Genomic DNA, 16,387 nt, shown 5'->3' with positions numbered 1-16,387 from the left:
TGCATATACTACTAAAAACGAGTGGACTGGGGTAGGTGAAAAGGAATGAATGACGAAAAAGGCGAATCCTATGTCGTTTCCCAAGAGAACTGGTCGCTTCACCGTAAGGGTTACCAAGATCAACAACGTCACTTAGATAAAGTGAAAAAGGCCATTCAAAATAATTTGCCCGACTTGATCAGCGAAGAAAGTATTGTCATGTCCGATGGAAAAGATGTTATTAAAATACCGATTCGTTCTTTAGATGAATATAAAATTCGTTATAACCATGACAAATCTAAGCATGTAGGGCAAGGCAACGGAAAGAGTCAAGTCGGGGATGTTGTTGCAAATGATGGGAGCCAAAATGCCGGTAAAGGAAAGCAAGCTGGCGATCAGGCAGGCAGTGACTATTACGAAGCAGAAGTTTCCATTGCGGAAATAGAAGATCATTTATTCAAAGAGTTGGAGTTACCGAACTTGGAACAGCGCGATCAATACGAGATTACTGACGAAGATATCGCGTTTAACGATATACGGAAAAAAGGGCTGATCGGCAATATTGATAAGAAAAGAACGATCATCGCAGCGTTCAAACGAAATGCGATGGAAGGGCATGCCGATATCTTGCCGATTTACAATGATGATTTACGATTTAAAACGTGGGACCCGATCGTCAAACCACAATCGAAAGCGGTTGTGCTCATGATGATGGATACGAGTGCGTCAATGGGAACGTTTGAAAAGTACGCTGCAAGAAGCTTCTATTTTTGGATGACAAGATTTTTACGGACGAAATATGAAAAGGTGGACATTGAGTTCATTGCGCACCACACATTAGCAAAAGTCGTGTCGGAAACAGACTTCTTTTCAAAAGGGGAGAGTGGCGGAACAATCTGCTCGACTGCATACGAAAAAGCACTCGATTTAATTGAGAAAAAATACAATCCATCGAGTTACAATATTTACCCGTTCCATTTTTCAGATGGTGAAAATATGTCTTCAGATAATGCAAAATGCTTAACGCTCGTGGAGGCATTAATGGAACAAAGCAATATGTTCGGCTATGGTGAAGTGAATGCCCATAGCCGATACTCCACATTGATGAATACGTACAACAAAATCGATGACCCGAAGTTCCGCCATTATGTGTTGAAGGACCATAAAGACGTGTACCACGCATTGAAGAAGTTCTTCTATAAAGATCTGGAGGGATCTCGATGAAGGGACATATAGAACTTCAACGTGCCGTGGAGGAAATTACAGAAATCGCCAAAGGATTTGGATTGGATTTTTATCCGATGCGTTATGAAATTTGTCCCGCAGATATCATCTATACGTTTGGTGCATACGGAATGCCGACAAGGTTCAGTCATTGGAGTTTTGGAAAACAATTTCATAAGATGAAGCTGCAATATGATTTAGGGTTAAGCCAGATTTATGAACTGGTCATCAATTCCAACCCATGTTATGCATTTTTATTGGAAAGTAATACTCTTATTCAAAATAAATTAATCATTGCACATGTCCTCGCGCATTGCGATTTCTTCAAAAATAATGCGCGCTTTGCGAATACACGACGGGACATGGTTGAAAGTATGACGGCCACTGCTGAACGGATAGCCCATTATGAAATGAAGTATGGCAAAGATGAAGTTGAACAATTTTTGGATGCCGTCCTCGCTATTCAGGAGCATATCGATCCATCGCTCGTTAGGTGGCGTGATGGTAATAAAGAAGTCGAGCAAGAAGAATTAGCGCCAGTTTCACGAAAAACTGCGTACGACGACTTATGGGAATTGGATTACAAAAAATTGAATTCACCATCTAATGAAGTGAAAAGAAAAAAAATCCCTGCTCAACCCGAAAAAGATTTGCTCCTCTTCTTGTTAGAGCATAGTCGTGAATTGGAGGAGTGGCAGCGGGACATTTTAACGATGATTCGTGAGGAAATGTTGTATTTCTGGCCACAAATGGAAACGAAGATTATGAATGAAGGATGGGCGACGTTTTGGCATCAGCGTATATTACGCGAGATGGATTTGACAGCTGACGAAACAATTGAATTTGCCACGTTGAATGCAAATGTGATTCAGCCATCCAAAACGTCTATTAATCCCTATTATTTAGGCTTGAAAATTTTTGAGGACATTGAACGCCGCTACAACGAGCCGACAGAAGAAATGATGCAATTAGGTGTGCGTCCTGGAACAGGGAGAGAGAAAATGTTTGAAGTGCGGGAAATGGATTCCGACATTTCGTTTGTCCGCAATTATTTAACGAAAGAAATCATTCAAAGTGAAGATATGTATGTATTTGAGAAAAAAGGAAGTCAATATAAAATCTCCGATAAAGACTATCAAATTGTGCAAGATCGACTCATTGCGCAGCGTGTAAATGGCGGTTTTCCATACATCGTCGTTGAGGATGGAGACTACATTCGTAATGGGGAACTATACCTCGTGCATAAATTTGAAGAGACTGAGTTGGACGTACCGTATTTAGAAAATGTACTTCCGTATATTCACCAGTTATGGGGGCGGATTGTGCATTTGGAAACGTATGTGGATTCTAAACTTGTCGTTTTTTCATATGATGGAAAGAAAGTTCATCGAAGATTTGCCTAGATTGCTAGAAGCCGTTTCATTCATCGATTCATTCGAGAATGGAGCGGTTTTTTTGATGGTAGAGTAGCCGGAGGATGGATTCTTTAAGTGGAGATATTGATAATGTTTAATTATTTCAGATAATGATGTAAAGTAATAGGTAAATCACTTAAAGAATTGAGGAGATTGGGTGGAAATTCGAGAAGCGGTAATAGGGGATGAAGAAGGGATTGCTCGCGTCCATGTGGACAGTTGGCGAACGACCTACAAAGGTATTGTGTCAGATGAATATTTGGATCAGTTATCCGTTGAACAACGAACGGAAAATTGGCGACGAGGTATTGGAAATAATAGTTTGTATGTAGCAGTTGAGGACGGAGAGATTGTCGGTTTTGCTACAGGAGGTAAAGAACGGACTGGCAACTATTCAGCTGATTGTGAGCTTTTTGCCATTTATCTGTTGCAAAAAGTGCAAGGAAAAGGAATTGGTAAGCAATTAATGCAAGTAGTTGCTATGGACCTGAAAAAACAGGGTTCCACAAAAATGCTCGTTTGGGTTCTCGATTTGAATCCCGCTAAGAAGTTCTACGAAGCAGTAGGTGGCCAACGAGTTGGAGAAACAATGATTGAAATCGGTGGCGAAACGTTTAAGGAAATTGCTTATGTATGGGATTTGGAGAAGTTTGTAAACAAATAGGAGGTGCATCAATGAAGATTAGACACGCACAACCGATAGATGCTGAGAGGATTGTAGAATTGATTAAACATGTGGAAAATAGTTCGGAAAATATGATGTTTGAGGCAGGCGAACGGAGCATTTCTGTGGAGCAATTCACTAAACGTATTGCTTCATTACAAGAAAGTGGATCTACAATAGTAGTAGCAGAGACTGGTGAGGATTTGGTGGGCTATTTAATGGTGAATCGTGGAGGGGCAATCAGAACCCATCATTCTGCTTATCTGGTAATCGGAATCTCTAGCGATTATCGCGGACAAGGGATAGGTAAAGCGTTATTCAGTGCTCTTGACGAATGGGCTCGCAACAACCATCTACATCGGCTTGAATTGACGGTACTAAAAACAAATCAAGCTGCCATAGCTTTGTACGAGAAGAGCGGCTTTGTTAGAGAAGGTGTTAAGAAAGATTCGCTCTACGTGAATGGTCAATATATCGATGAATACTATATGGCGAAAATACTATGAGTAAAACATCCATACACCTCCCATGTTCATTTCGAGAAAAAATTGTTAACTGTTTTGGTGTTGAAGGTCGTGAGTGGCTAGCGACATTAGAGTTAAGGGTGCAGCATGTTGCACATGAATGGAATTTAACAGTAGTTGCTCCTGTACCAGATCTTTCGTATAACTATGTACTTTTTGTTGAGAATTCTGATCAAGAAGCATGCGTACTTAAAATGAGTTTGCCGGGTGAAGAATTTGAAAATGAACTGCAAGCTCTACAAATATACGACAGTGTTGGTTGTGTTAAATTACTACACGCTGATGTGTTAAACGGAGCCATGTTACTTGAAAGATTACAGCCTGGAACAATGCTAAGTACGGAACGTGATGAAGATAAAGCAATTTACCTTTTTTGTGAAGTATGGAAAAAGATTCGAAGACCACTACCTGAACGTCCAAGCTTCCCATTCGTAACGGACTGGGCAACTACTTTTACTGCTTATTGTTCCTTAAATAGTTCTGATCAACCCATACCAGTGGAAGTCGTGCAGAAAGCCGATAACTATATGCAGGAATTATCAATGAATGCTCATGATATCCAATTGCTTCATGGAGACTTGCATCATAGTAATATTTTGTTTTCAGAGCAGAAAGGCTGGATTGCGATTGACCCAAAAGGAGTAGGTGGCGACCCGGTTTTTGACATAGTTCCCTTTTTGGTTAATCATCTATTTAAGAATGAAGACCCTCGTTCTGTTTTGAATAAAAGAATAGATCGCATATGTGAAAATTTGGTGTTGCATCGTAGTAGACTGTTGAAAGCGGCATATGCCATGTCAATTTTAAAAGCGTGCTGGTCGATAGAGTCAAAGGATTGGTACTGGAAGGAAATGTACCAATGTGCACAATGGATCGAAAAATTACTACTAGAAGAGCAGGAGGAATGCTGAATGAGTCAAGATACAATGTATATCATTGATCAAAAAGAAGGATTAAGTGCGGAATTCAGTAAGTTGGTTGCGATGATGGAGTATACGAGAAAGACAACACTCGATGAAGTGCAAAATCTGTCGATTGAGGAACTTGATTATTTATATGCTGATGATGCAAATTCAATTGGCATGCTTCTTGTGCATATGGCATCTGTAGAGAAGTTTTACCAAATAGACACTTTTGAAAAACGCGAAATCACAGAAGAAGACGTAGCGCTTCTGAACCCGGGATTGCAATTAGGCGAACGTGCAAGGGAGGAAATAAACGGACAATCCATCAAAGTCTATGTAAATGAACTCGCGGAAGTGAGAAAAAAGACGATCGAAACCTTTAAGTCTTTACCGGATAGTTGGTTATTCGAACAGAAACCATTTTTCGGAGGACACCCGACGAACAACTATTTCAAATGGTTCCATGTATTCGAAGATGAACTGAGTCACCGTGGTCAAATTAGGTTGATTAAGAAAATGATGAAGAAGTAAATGATTGTCTAAAGCATTCAACCGTCGTGAATACATACGACAACGCAGCCGTACCGGTATAATTGGTATGGTTTTTTTCTTGGGAGATGTTACTAAATACAACTTCTCCCCCACTCGTCGAACTTCCAACAAGCTCCTGTTACAAGTACAATAAAAAGGGTAGAGCAGTACAAAATGAATCTTATCCCATAGGAAATTCGTACAATAATATAGAAGCTAAACAGAACAGAGGTGCATACGATGAAACAAGAATGGATGTCAGATGAAGAATTCGACAAAATCTTTGATGAGAAATCAACGGAAATTAATGAGCAGTTAGAGAGTGAAATATTGATTGCCATGATCGGGGATGTGAATGCGGGGAAATCGTCTACGATTAACCGGTTAATGGCGTCAGAAGTTGCGCAAGTTGGTGCAAAACCTGGAGAGACGCAAGAAATTAAGAAATTCGTTTACAAAGACAAAATCATTTTTGTTGATACGCCTGGACTAGATGATATTTATAGCGAGCATTCAGCCGAAACGTTGAAATTTTACAAGCAGGCGGATGTCATCCTGTTTTTCTTAAATGCAGCAGGTACAGTGTTATCTGAAGCAGAACTTCTTTCATTGAAGAAAATTGCTAAAGTGAATAAAGACCTCATCCTTGTGCTGAATAAAATTGACGCAGCAGACGACATTCCTGTGCTTGTGAAATATGTACAAGACCATACCGGTTATGAATATCCCGTCACACCTATTTCATCGCGGACCGGTGAAAATATCCACCTGTTGCAAAAAGAAGTCCTTACTTTATTGGAATCCAAAAAAAAAGACATTTTAATGGCCGCAAACATGGCCGATAAATCAACAATTGCCAACCGCTGGATACTCGGGGCAGGTGCATCAGCTGCTACAATTGGAGCGGTTCCAATTCCAGGTTCTGATTTCGTTCCGCTCACCGCCCTGCAAGTGAGTCTCATGTTAAAACTTTCGACATTGTATGGGAAACCGATCTCAAAAGACAATGCGAAAGAGTTAATAATTGCAACCATTGTAGGAAATATCGGGAAGACGGTTTTCAGGCAAGTTATCAAAATTGTACCAGGGGCTGGTATGGTAGCAGGAGCAAGTGTGGCGGGTGCGATGACAATTGCACTTGGACAAGCAGTTAAATATGCACACGAAAACGATATCGACTTAACACCGAAAGCTTTAAAACCTATTTACAATATGTTTCTGAAAAAAGCTTCGTCTCAAACAAAATCACGGAAAGAGAAGTAGGACGTAAATGTTCTTTTCCCTGAAAGGGTGACTACGATGAATATCGGATTAATTGGTAAAGGTGCACTCGGTACTTTTCTGCTGGAAAAAATCAATGTCGACCAACTCATTCCAGGTTGTCGCATAACGGCAATTATTGATGAGAGAGAACACGCACACATTGACTTGGCGCGCATTGCTCATGATTATGAATGTGTACCGTTTGATTCGATGGATGCATTTCTCGATTCAACGATCGATTTGGTTGTTGAATGTGCCAATATAGACGTTGTTCGTAAATATGGGGAAGCCATCTTGAAGCGAAAAAGCCTTCTACTCATTAGTATTGGTGCGTTTTCTGATGTAGTGCTAAAAGAACGAATGGAAAAGATTGCGTTAGAAAAGGGCCACCAAATTTATTTACCTTCAGGCGCAATAGGTGGGCTAGATATCATAAAAGCTGCAAACTTCGCCGGTGCACTCGATCATGTGACGTTAACGACGAGGAAGCCTGCACATTCTCTTACATCCGTCCAATTAGAGGAGGAACAAGTAATTTTCCAAGGCTCTGCCAAGGAGGCAATCCATAAGTTTCCGAAAAACGCCAATGTCGCTATTGCATTGTCACTAGCGGGGCTAGGCATTGAAAAGACGAACGTCACGATCATTGCAGATCCTTATAGCAAGAAGAACGTGCACCATATTCATGCATCAGGATCTTTTGGAGACTATGAAGGAACAATTATGAACAATCCTTCACCCGAAAATCCAAAAACTAGTTATGTAACGGGTTTAAGCATTTTAGCTACGCTGAAAAATGTGCATGAGCCAATCAAAATCGGTTGAATTTGTCTATTCCATGTCAAAACTCAACTGTATCCACATAACCCAATAAAAAGTTATTCCAAACTATTCCTATTTACAAACCGCTATGGTTAAATGAAGGAAGATAACCGTTACGAAATTACTATATTTCGAACGAATTTAACGTCTTTTATTTAGAAATAGGAATTAAGGTGGGGAAAATGGATGCATTTTATTGAACGGGTGACAGATGACCATGTTGTGAAAGCCATTGAAGAGAATTTGGCAATCATTCGTTTTGACTTGGATCGAAAAGTCGCATATGTCAATGATAATTTTTCACATGCGATGGGGTATTCAAGTGAAGAAATGATTGGGATGCCACATCAGGACTTTTGCTTTCCGGCGTATGTAACGAGTGTAGCGTATGAAAATTTTTGGCGTGACTTAACTAGAGGGGTGCGTCAGCAAGGGAAGATTGAGCGGAAGGACAAATTTGGTCAAAAAGTTTGGTTAGAAGCGACGTATATGCCGATTTACAGTACAAAATTTAGGAAAGTCATTGGTATATCAAAGGTTGCGACAAATATCACAAAACGTCAGACGTCTATTACAAACTTAGTAGAGGATCTTCGAAATATGTCCGAAGAATTGACCAATCGTGCTGCTGTCGGCATTGAGAGAAGTGAAGAAGTACTGCAGATTATTGAGGCAATTGCAGTGGCTTCTGCTGAAAACACATTAACATTAGGAAAACTGGAAACACATGCAGAGGGTATTCAAGACATTGTAAAAACAATCCGAGCCATTGCTGCACAGACGAATTTGCTTGCATTGAACGCAGCAATTGAAGCAGCGCGAGCGGGGGAACATGGTAGGGGATTTGACGTAGTTGCAAAAGAAGTGAGGAAGTTGTCGGCTAACGTGGAACAGTCAATTGTCGAAGTACGAGAAGGTGTTGAATCCATAACGAGTGAAATTCAAAACATATCAAAGGGTACAGCGGTAGCAGAGCAACATATTCAACGTTGCCAAGAACGAATTGAAGTCGCTATGGAAGATTTCCTTGTCATCTCATCATCGGCTTCTGCTTTGGATGATCAGTCTAAAAGAGTATCCGACATTATATAAAAAAATCGACCGAGCGAGATGTCTCGGTCGATTTTTTATAGATCGGGTGTACGAAATGTATCCCCTTCGTTGAGCTTGCCTGACGTAAACCCTCGATAAAACCATTTCTTCCGTTGTTCCGCTGTGCCGTGTGTAAAACTTTCAGGAACACTATAACCTTGAGTTCGTTGTTGAATTGTATCGTCTCCAACGGCACTCGCAGCGTTGAGCGCTTCTTCCAAATCGCCTTCTTCCACAACCCCCATACTGTTTGCGTGATGTGCCCACACACCTGTAAATAGTCAGCTTGTAGTTCTAGTCGAACGGAGTACTCATTATATTCCTCCTCGCTTACTTGCGCTCGTATACTCGCCATTTTATCGCTAGTTCCTACTAGTTTTTGTACATGGTGCCCGACTTCATGGGCCACGACATAGGCCATCGCGAAATCCCCTGGAGCATCAAATTTTGATTGCAGTTCATTAAAGAAACTTAAGTCAATATATAATTGCTCGTCTGCAGGACAATAAAAAGGTCCGACTGCTGAACCGGCTAGCCCACAAGCAGATTGCACACTTCCAGTGAATAAAACGAGCGTTGGTTCACGATACTCGAGTCCTTCCTCTTGAAATACGCGCGTCCACACCTCTTCGGTATCTGCTAATACGACTGAGACGAAATCAGCTAACTCTTTATCTTGCTCTGTTTCTACATAAGCTGTATTTGAAGGTTCGCCAGATAAGTTGCCAAGAAGTTCTCCAGGATCACCTCCGAGGAACATGACAACGAGAACAAGGACAATTCCGCCAATGCCTCCACCGACGAGCGTTTTTCCACCCATCCCTCTTCGGTCCTCCACATTTTGACTTTTTCTTCTGCCTTTCCATTCCATTAAACACCCTCCTCACCAACCATTAATCCATTAGCAATTTGCTTTGTTTTACCCACTTTTAAGTGAATCGAAGCGTTATGAAAAAAAGATATTGAATGCTGTTAAGCAATCAATATCCATGTCATTTTGAAAACATGATTTCTTTGCTGTCATGTCCTTTAAAAGTGATTTCAATTTTTATCATTTTGTAATCAGAGAACTCGAATGCTTCGGCAACTTGCTTAATCAATTCAGTTTCCTCTGTCTCTGGAGTAGGCTTCATTTTCTCAAGTGCATCGTTTATTTTGTCCAACGCTTTTTTACCATGTAGATGTACTTCGTCTTTCTTATGGGAATACTCTGCTTCAGATCGGTCTTTCTTCTCTGTGAAACTGGCGGAAAGCACTTCACTTTGTTCATTCGTATCAATAACGACTGAAAAAGCTGTAATGTCATATGTATCCACAATTTCTTTCGCTTCTTTGTCAGAAACAAGATTTTGATTGCTGCAAGCAAACAACATTGATGAAAGCACAGTAATTATAAAGAATCCAATTTTCTTCATTGTCCATGTCACGCCCTTTCATTCCTTCCTATATACTTAACATAACCGCTAATCTGCGAAGATATACTGTTAGTCATTTAACATGAAACTTCTGTGCAACATGTTCGTAGAATAGACAAGAAAGGGGAGTCATGTATGGAAACGAACCAAACGATATCGCTAAAAGAGTGGATTATAACAATCATATTAATCACTTTGCCGATTGTTAATATTATCATGCTCATTATTTGGGCGACGGATAAACAAGAACGACGAAATACTTTTGCGAAAGCCTATTTGATCGTTATGGGTTGTGTATTTGCATTTATTTTTGTGATTTATGCTGTCATTTTCTTCTTCGCAATTACATTCGGTTTGATGCTTGGACAATAATACATACTAGAATGTATTACTTCATTTCGTACTGTTTAATATTGCAAGAAGAATAGAATTCTTTATAGAAATCAGACAGGTGTCACAGCTACCCACTTTTGAATTATTTGTGACGAACTAACTAGGAAAGTAAAGGATTTTCCAAATAAAAAGCGATAAACGTTTAAATTGTGTCGCTTGAAATGATATGATGGGGAGGATGATAATAGAGAATACCTCTAAGGAGCGTATATAGATGACGAAAGAAATGGATATTACTTTTAACGAAAAAAGTCCTGCGCTTGAGAATGAGCGATCAAGCACACTCATTGCAGATTTGAAATCACTATTTAAAGCACCCGTCCTACTTGCCAATGCGCTACCGGTATTTGTGGGATTTTGGCTTGCACTTCACTTCACGGGTGGATCATTGTTCGCTAACAGTAAGCTGTTTTGGCTAACGATAATCGGGAGTACCATCCTTATGGGCGGGGCACTCGTTTTGAATAATTGGTATGACGTTGATATCGACACAGTGATGAAACGTACGCAACAACGTCCAACTGTTACCGGGCATTTCTCATTAAGAACTGTATTAGGAATCGGAATTACAATGTCTGCAGTTGGTCTCATCATGTTACTGTTCACCACGTTTGAAGCAGCAGTATATGGATTCATTGGATGGTTTACTTATGTAGTGATGTATACGATGTGGACAAAGCGTAAATACACTTTGAATACGGTTATTGGAAGTGTTTCAGGGGCAGTTACGCCAATGATTGGGTGGGCGGCGATTGCACCGGCTTACCATATTGTCCCAATCATGCTATTTATGATTCTCTTCATTTGGCAAATGCCGCATACGTTCGCGATTGCGATGCGTAAATACAATGAATACAAAGCAGCAAATGTTGCAATGTTGCCGGTTGTCCGCGGATTTAAGATGACGAAGCGCCAAATGTTTGTCTATATTGCGTGCTTACTGCCGTTGCCATTTTACTTAGGTTCATTAGGTATGGTGTTTATCATCCTTGCAACCATCTTGAACATCGGTTTCCTTGCTGTATCCATTCGAGGTTTCTTTACAAAAGACGATGATAAATGGGCATATGTCATGTTCATGTATTCAGTTAATTATATTGCGATTCTGTTTTTGTTAATGGTTGCTGTCACATTACCGATCTAATAATGAAGTGTGGAGGATGGGTGCATGAGAAGAAGGACCGTTCGTAAAGAGCAAAATGAACGTTATCGGTTTTCGGATTTTCTGTTAGATGTATTGTTTTTCATCCCAGAACTACTCTTTCTTCCATTTAGATTGCTTGTGTGGTTAGTAAGACCGTTGTTAAGACTTATAAGTGATATTTGGTGATTCTTTTATAAACCAGTGCTCCTTCTCTTCAATCGTGAGAGAAGGAGCGCTTTTTTTAGTTTGAGCTTACTGCAGTGAGTTGTTCGCGTACTTTTTTCGTTGCTGTTAGCATGTTTTCTAACGAAGCGACTGTTTCTTCTTTTTTTCTTGTTTTTAAGCCGCAGTCAGGATTAATCCAGAACTGTTTAACGTCCAGTACTTCTAGACCTTTTTCAATGATTTCCACCATTTCTTCGATAGAAGGGACGCGTGGGCTGTGAATATCATAAACGCCTAATCCAATTCCTTTGTCATAATGGAACGTGTTAAATGCATGCACAAGTTCTCCATGGCTTCTTGATGTTTCAATGGAAATGACGTCAGCATCTAATGCACTGATGGAATCGATGAAATGATTGAAATCACAATAGCACATATGGGTATGGATTTGCGTCGTATCTTGGACGGTAGCAGTGGAAATACGGAAAGCATTTACAGCCCAATCCAAGTATTCATTCCATTCGTCCTTCTTCAACGGCAAACCTTCTCGTAGTGCAGGCTCATCGACTTGAATCATATGAATACCTGCTGCTTCTAACGCTTCAATTTCTTTTCGTAGGGCAAGAGCGATTTGGTACGTCACATCTTTAAGGGAAAGATCGTCACGTACAAATGACCAGTTCAACATTGTAACAGGGCCTGTCAGCATCCCTTTCATCGGCTTGTCCGTAAGAGATTGCGCATAGACCGATTCTTTGACAGTCATTGGTTCGACAAATGCAATATCTCCATAAATGATTGGCGGTTTTACACAACGGGATCCATAGGAAACGACCCAAGCTTTTTCTGTAAATACATAGCCGTCCAACTTTTCGCCGAAGTACTCGACCATATCTGTCCGTTCAAATTCACCGTGTACAAATACGTCTAGGCCAATCTTTTCTTGGATGTCGACCCATTGTTTAATTTCATCGAATACGAAATCACCATACTGTTGCTCCGTAATTTCACCTTTGCGCCATTTCGTACGCGTTGCACGCACTTCAGGTGTTTGAGGAAAACTTCCAATAGTAGTTGTCGGCAATAAAGGTAAGTTAAATGCTTCTTCTTGTTTTACACGACGCTCTGCAAATGGTGTAGGGCGTTTACTTGGTACGTTGCCGATATTGTTGACGGCTTGCAAAACATCTTGGCGATTGCGAGCGGGTAATTGAGCAAGCTGTTCACATGCGTCAACACTTTCACGAAGTTCATGAACAATAGCGTCGGCTCCTTCGCGAACAGCTTTCACAAGAGTTGCTACTTCAACAATTTTTTCATCTGCGAAAGCAAGTGCCGTTTTAATGGTCGAGTCCAATTTTTGCTCGGATGCAATTGTCACAGGAACGTGTTGTAAGCTACAAGAAGGTTGAATCCATAAATTTTCAACTGACACATGTTGCTGAAGTGTATCTAATAACGCCAATTTGTTTTGCAAGTTTGCGCGCCAAATGTTTCGACCGTCAATCACGCCTGCTCCAAATACTTTATCAGCAGGGAAGCCATGCGCCTCTAGACTCTTTTGATTGTTTTTCAATCCGTGTACAAAATCCAAGCCAATCCCATCAACCGGAAGGGCAATTGTCTCTTCGTACCATTCAACTGAATCGAAATACGTTTGGATGAATAATTTACTTTGTGTGACCGCTTTTTGAAGTTGTGAATAGATTTCATGAACGGTTTTCATTTCATCTTGCGAAATGGAAGTAGATAGAATCGGCTCATCCAATTGGATCCACTCGACTCCTTCCGCTTGCAATTCTACAAGTACTTTTTCGTAGAGTGGTAGTAATTGAAGTAAGAAAGCTGGAATATCTTTTGTCTCATAACCTTTAGAAAGCTTCAGGAATGTATACGGTCCAATGAGTACCGGCTTTCCTTCAATGCCAAGCTCTTGTTTTGCTTCACGGTATTCGATGAGGGGCTTGTTTTCGGTTACAGCCAGTTTGCGACCTTCATATTCAGGGACGATGTAGTGATAGTTTGTATCGAACCATTTTGTCATTTCGCACGCAACTGTAGACGCATTGCCACGTGCCATTGAGAAATATGTAGATAAAGGAACTTGCCCGCCATTCCAGCCATAACGTTCAGGAATCATTCCGAACATAACTGCTGTATCCAACACACGATCATAGAGCGTGAAGTCGCCAACGGGGATGAGGTCAATGCCGCTCTCTTTTTGTTTTTGTAAACGGGAAAGACGAATGTCTTTTGTTACCTGCAACAATTGTTCTTCACTTGTTTTGCCTGCCCAGAATGATTCTAACGCTCTCTTCCACTCACGGTTTTCACCGATATACGGATAGCCGATTGTACTACTAATTACTGTCATCTGTCTCGTCTCCTTCAATTTTGGATTTTTGTGCATAAAAAAATACATTTCTACGGAATGTTAGAAATGTACGTGTATCCCGATTTTCGGGTAAATGCATGCTTAAAAAGCACGCAATTCATTTGCGTATCGTCTAACACCTCCCCATTCACCGTAGGTTAGCAGCGTTGTTCAAATAGGCTGGTATCTGGCTTCGGCAATATGCCGTTACAGTGGCGGGACCGCGCCGGATTGAGCACCGGCTTCCCATTTAAGATCTGACCAAAATCAGACCACCTATTTCCATAGCTATTAGATTAGTAGTGATGCCTAAAGTTAGCATAGTAAAAAATATCTGTCAACTAAAGATTCGGATTTAGTAGAATTGCTAGAGGACTGATAGGTACAGGTTGCTAGGTTGTAAACGCTTACTAGAATGGAAATATCTTTTACTAGCACCTACTCATTTGGCATAGAGTAAAGAAACTGAATGAAGAAGGGAGAAGTTCGTTGTATTACCAGAACGTTTTTCGTCAACCGGTAAGGAAGATAACAGTCGTCGGTAATGGGCAGGTTGCTGTTGAACCAGATATAGCAACCATTCAATTTGAAGTGCGTACTGTAGACGAGCAAGTCCGTGTGGCACAAGAAGAAAATGCCGCAATCATGAATCAAGTGATCCAATCGTTCGTACAACTAGGCATTCCTCGAGCGAATATACAAACCGTTTCATATACGATCTATCCAAAATATGATTACGTCGACGGGGAACAAGTATTTAGAGGATATGAAGTAAACAACGCCATTTCTGTGAAATTAACGAATATTGATCAAGTTGGCATTGTCATCGATACAGCGGTTGCGAACGGTGCAAATCGTGTTTCAAGCATCCAATTCAGCGTCGAAGATCCATCAATGTATGAACAAGAAGCCATTGTAGCTGCTTTGCAAGATGCACAGACGAAAGCCCAAACTATCGCAAATTCTATGCAACTGGCCGTTCCTCCTCAGCCAATAAGAATTGTAGAGGAAGTGAATCGTGTAAGTCCTACTCCGTATTATTCTGTCGCCGCAGAAAAATCAACAACACCCATTGAGAAAGGACAGTTAGTCATTACAGCGACGATGCGCGTTGACTATTCGTTTTAATTAATGCCGAATTCGTCAGGAGGGATTCGGCTTACTTTTACTGTTTTACTAGAATAAGCAGGCTTTTTGACAGACTTTGTAGAATGTAGAGATAGGTGAGAAAATTGAGGGGGGAAGTCTATGAATTATGTCGTTCAACAGATTGAGAACTTGCGCACGATTGATATTTCAAGGCTTGTGAAAGAAAGCGAAGATGAAGGATATCGTTTTGTTACTCGTTTAGTGAACGATTATGAAGACAGTTCAAATACATTCGACGAACGAGGGGAAGGGCTGTTTTGTGTTCAAAACAATACAGGTGAAGTCGTCGCTATCGGAGGCATCAATCAATCTCCTTTTTCAGAAAATCACGAGGTAGCTCGATTACGGAGATTTTATGTGTTACAAGCATATCGACGTCAGGGTGTCGGTACGTTGCTTCAAAACGCGATCATCAATCATGCCAAGAAGCACTTTAAAGAGATTACCGTTCGGACAGAATCAGCGAAAGCAGACGCATTTTATCGTGCATGTGGTTTTTCGTTCGATGATTCCGCTTCAGAAACGACGCACATTTTAAATTTTGATGATAAGGAATGAATGAAGTGATGGACTTTGAAGAATATGGTAATGAAAACGCACCTCTCCTGCTCTTTTTGCACGGGGGAGGTGTAGGGGGGTGGATGTGGGATAAGCAAATTGACGATTTCAGTCACTACCATTGTATCGTACCAACCCTTCAAGGACATGGAGTTAGAAGGAATGAAGAAGAATTTTCAATTCGGGGAAATGCAGAAGAGATGATTGACTTAATCAAAGAAAAGGGAGCTGGCAAGGACGTACATATTATTGGCTTTTCAATTGGTGCTCAAATCTGTTTAGAGATGATTGATCTTGCGCCGACTCTTATTACGTCAGCAGTTATCAACAGTGCGACAGTCATCCCAATGAAATTTGTACAACCTTTAATTGCCCCGACAATCCTACTAACTTTTCCGTTGGTCAAAAGCCGATCATTTGCGAAAGTTCAAGCAAAGCAGCTATATATGGATGGAGAATACTTCGAAAAATACTATGAAGACAGTGTGAAACTGAAACCATCAACGCTTATCCAAATGTTAAAGGAAAACATGTCATATGCACTTCCAGAAAATCGATCTAATAGTACAGTGAGAATTTTAGTGACAGTTGGTGAAAGAGAGACGAGAATACTAAAGAAATCGGTCAAACAAATCGTCGAACACTATGTAAACTGCAAAGAACTCTTTATTCCAAATATGGGACATGGTTTTCCAGTCGCACAACCTCAACTTTTCAATGAGGTTGTGGAGAAATGGATAACAAAAGGTAACGTACATAAGTTGTAAATG

Annotated in this window: 17 protein-coding genes, 1 pseudogene and 1 riboswitch; of the genes and pseudogenes, 15 read left to right on the top strand and 3 right to left on the bottom strand. The window is 40.6% G+C overall.

Annotated elements, in window-relative coordinates; genetic code table 11:
- Positions 1-45 precede the first annotated feature (45 nt).
- From yhbH to QT711_RS02405, 9 genes are all read left to right on the top strand, one after another.
- A complete protein-coding gene (gene yhbH / locus QT711_RS02445) occupies positions 46-1,203 on the top strand; it encodes a sporulation protein YhbH (RefSeq protein ID WP_317941892.1) in 1,158 nt (385 codons plus the stop codon).
- Entirely contained in the window at positions 1,200-2,606 is a 1,407-nt protein-coding gene (locus QT711_RS02440) for a SpoVR family protein (protein WP_317941891.1), read from the top strand. The genes yhbH and QT711_RS02440 overlap by 4 nt, the downstream gene beginning before the upstream one ends.
- A 169-nt stretch (positions 2,607-2,775) precedes the next feature.
- The gene (locus tag QT711_RS02435; protein WP_317941890.1) at positions 2,776-3,282 is read left to right on the top strand and encodes a GNAT family N-acetyltransferase; all 507 of its coding nucleotides are present in this window, start codon (positions 2,776-2,778) and stop codon (positions 3,280-3,282) included.
- 11 nt (positions 3,283-3,293) lie between these two features.
- Positions 3,294-3,788, top strand: coding sequence for a GNAT family N-acetyltransferase (locus QT711_RS02430; RefSeq protein ID WP_317941889.1), 495 nt, complete (start codon positions 3,294-3,296; stop codon positions 3,786-3,788).
- Positions 3,785-4,717 (top strand): aminoglycoside phosphotransferase family protein, encoded by a 933-nt coding sequence (locus tag QT711_RS02425; protein ID WP_317941888.1) that lies wholly within the window; start codon positions 3,785-3,787, stop codon positions 4,715-4,717. The genes QT711_RS02430 and QT711_RS02425 overlap by 4 nt, the downstream gene beginning before the upstream one ends.
- A 15-nt stretch (positions 4,718-4,732) precedes the next feature.
- Positions 4,733-5,242: a DinB family protein gene (locus tag QT711_RS02420; RefSeq protein WP_317941959.1), complete on the top strand. Its 510-nt coding sequence runs from the start codon at positions 4,733-4,735 to the stop codon at positions 5,240-5,242.
- Between the two features lie 240 nt (positions 5,243-5,482).
- Positions 5,483-6,505, top strand: coding sequence for a GTPase (locus QT711_RS02415; RefSeq protein WP_317941887.1), 1,023 nt, complete (start codon positions 5,483-5,485; stop codon positions 6,503-6,505).
- 36 nt (positions 6,506-6,541) lie between these two features.
- The gene (gene nadX, locus QT711_RS02410; RefSeq protein WP_317941886.1) at positions 6,542-7,330 is read left to right on the top strand and encodes an aspartate dehydrogenase; all 789 of its coding nucleotides are present in this window, start codon (positions 6,542-6,544) and stop codon (positions 7,328-7,330) included.
- Positions 7,331-7,513: 183 nt separating this feature from the next.
- Complete coding sequence (locus tag QT711_RS02405; protein ID WP_317941885.1) at positions 7,514-8,419, top strand: methyl-accepting chemotaxis protein; 906 nt, start codon at positions 7,514-7,516, stop codon at positions 8,417-8,419.
- A gap of 35 nt (positions 8,420-8,454) precedes the next feature.
- Here the strand turns inward: QT711_RS02405 and ypfJ are convergent.
- Together ypfJ and QT711_RS02395 are read right to left on the bottom strand one after the other, a co-directional pair.
- Positions 8,455-9,290: pseudogene (gene ypfJ / locus QT711_RS02400) on the bottom strand (KPN_02809 family neutral zinc metallopeptidase).
- Between the two features lie 121 nt (positions 9,291-9,411).
- Entirely contained in the window at positions 9,412-9,846 is a 435-nt protein-coding gene (locus QT711_RS02395) for a YusW family protein (RefSeq protein WP_317941884.1), read from the bottom strand.
- 123 nt (positions 9,847-9,969) lie between these two features.
- Here QT711_RS02395 and QT711_RS02390 point away from each other — a divergent pair, with 123 nt between their 5' ends.
- From QT711_RS02390 to QT711_RS02380, 3 genes are all read left to right on the top strand, one after another.
- Positions 9,970-10,206 (top strand): hypothetical protein, encoded by a 237-nt coding sequence (locus QT711_RS02390; RefSeq protein WP_317941883.1) that lies wholly within the window; start codon positions 9,970-9,972, stop codon positions 10,204-10,206.
- 235 nt (positions 10,207-10,441) lie between these two features.
- Positions 10,442-11,371, top strand: a complete 930-nt coding sequence (cyoE, locus tag QT711_RS02385) for a heme o synthase (RefSeq protein ID WP_317941882.1) — start codon at positions 10,442-10,444, stop codon at positions 11,369-11,371.
- Between the two features lie 24 nt (positions 11,372-11,395).
- Positions 11,396-11,557, top strand: a complete 162-nt coding sequence (locus QT711_RS02380; protein WP_317941881.1) for a hypothetical protein — start codon at positions 11,396-11,398, stop codon at positions 11,555-11,557.
- Positions 11,558-11,612: 55 nt separating this feature from the next.
- Here the strand turns inward: QT711_RS02380 and metE are convergent, their stop codons facing one another.
- Positions 11,613-13,910, bottom strand: coding sequence for a 5-methyltetrahydropteroyltriglutamate--homocysteine S-methyltransferase (metE, locus tag QT711_RS02375; RefSeq protein WP_317941880.1), 2,298 nt, complete (start codon positions 13,908-13,910; stop codon positions 11,613-11,615).
- 161 nt (positions 13,911-14,071) lie between these two features.
- A riboswitch (cobalamin riboswitch) is annotated at positions 14,072-14,205 on the bottom strand.
- A 194-nt stretch (positions 14,206-14,399) separates the two neighbouring features.
- Here metE and QT711_RS02370 point away from each other — a divergent pair.
- From QT711_RS02370 to QT711_RS02360, 3 genes are all read left to right on the top strand, one after another.
- A complete protein-coding gene (locus QT711_RS02370) occupies positions 14,400-15,038 on the top strand; it encodes an SIMPL domain-containing protein (protein ID WP_317941879.1) in 639 nt (212 codons plus the stop codon).
- A gap of 120 nt (positions 15,039-15,158) precedes the next feature.
- The gene (locus QT711_RS02365) at positions 15,159-15,617 is read left to right on the top strand and encodes a GNAT family N-acetyltransferase (protein ID WP_317941878.1); all 459 of its coding nucleotides are present in this window, start codon (positions 15,159-15,161) and stop codon (positions 15,615-15,617) included.
- The gene (locus QT711_RS02360; RefSeq protein WP_317941877.1) at positions 15,614-16,384 is read left to right on the top strand and encodes an alpha/beta fold hydrolase; all 771 of its coding nucleotides are present in this window, start codon (positions 15,614-15,616) and stop codon (positions 16,382-16,384) included. Before QT711_RS02365 ends, QT711_RS02360 begins: the two co-directional genes overlap by 4 nt.
- Positions 16,385-16,387 lie beyond the last annotated feature (3 nt).

It is taken from the genome of Sporosarcina saromensis, assembly GCF_033253735.1.
Lineage (GTDB): Bacteria > Bacillota > Bacilli > Bacillales_A > Planococcaceae > Sporosarcina > Sporosarcina saromensis.
Note: the sequence above shows the minus strand (reverse complement) of the source record. Positions and strands in the feature narration are given on the sequence as shown.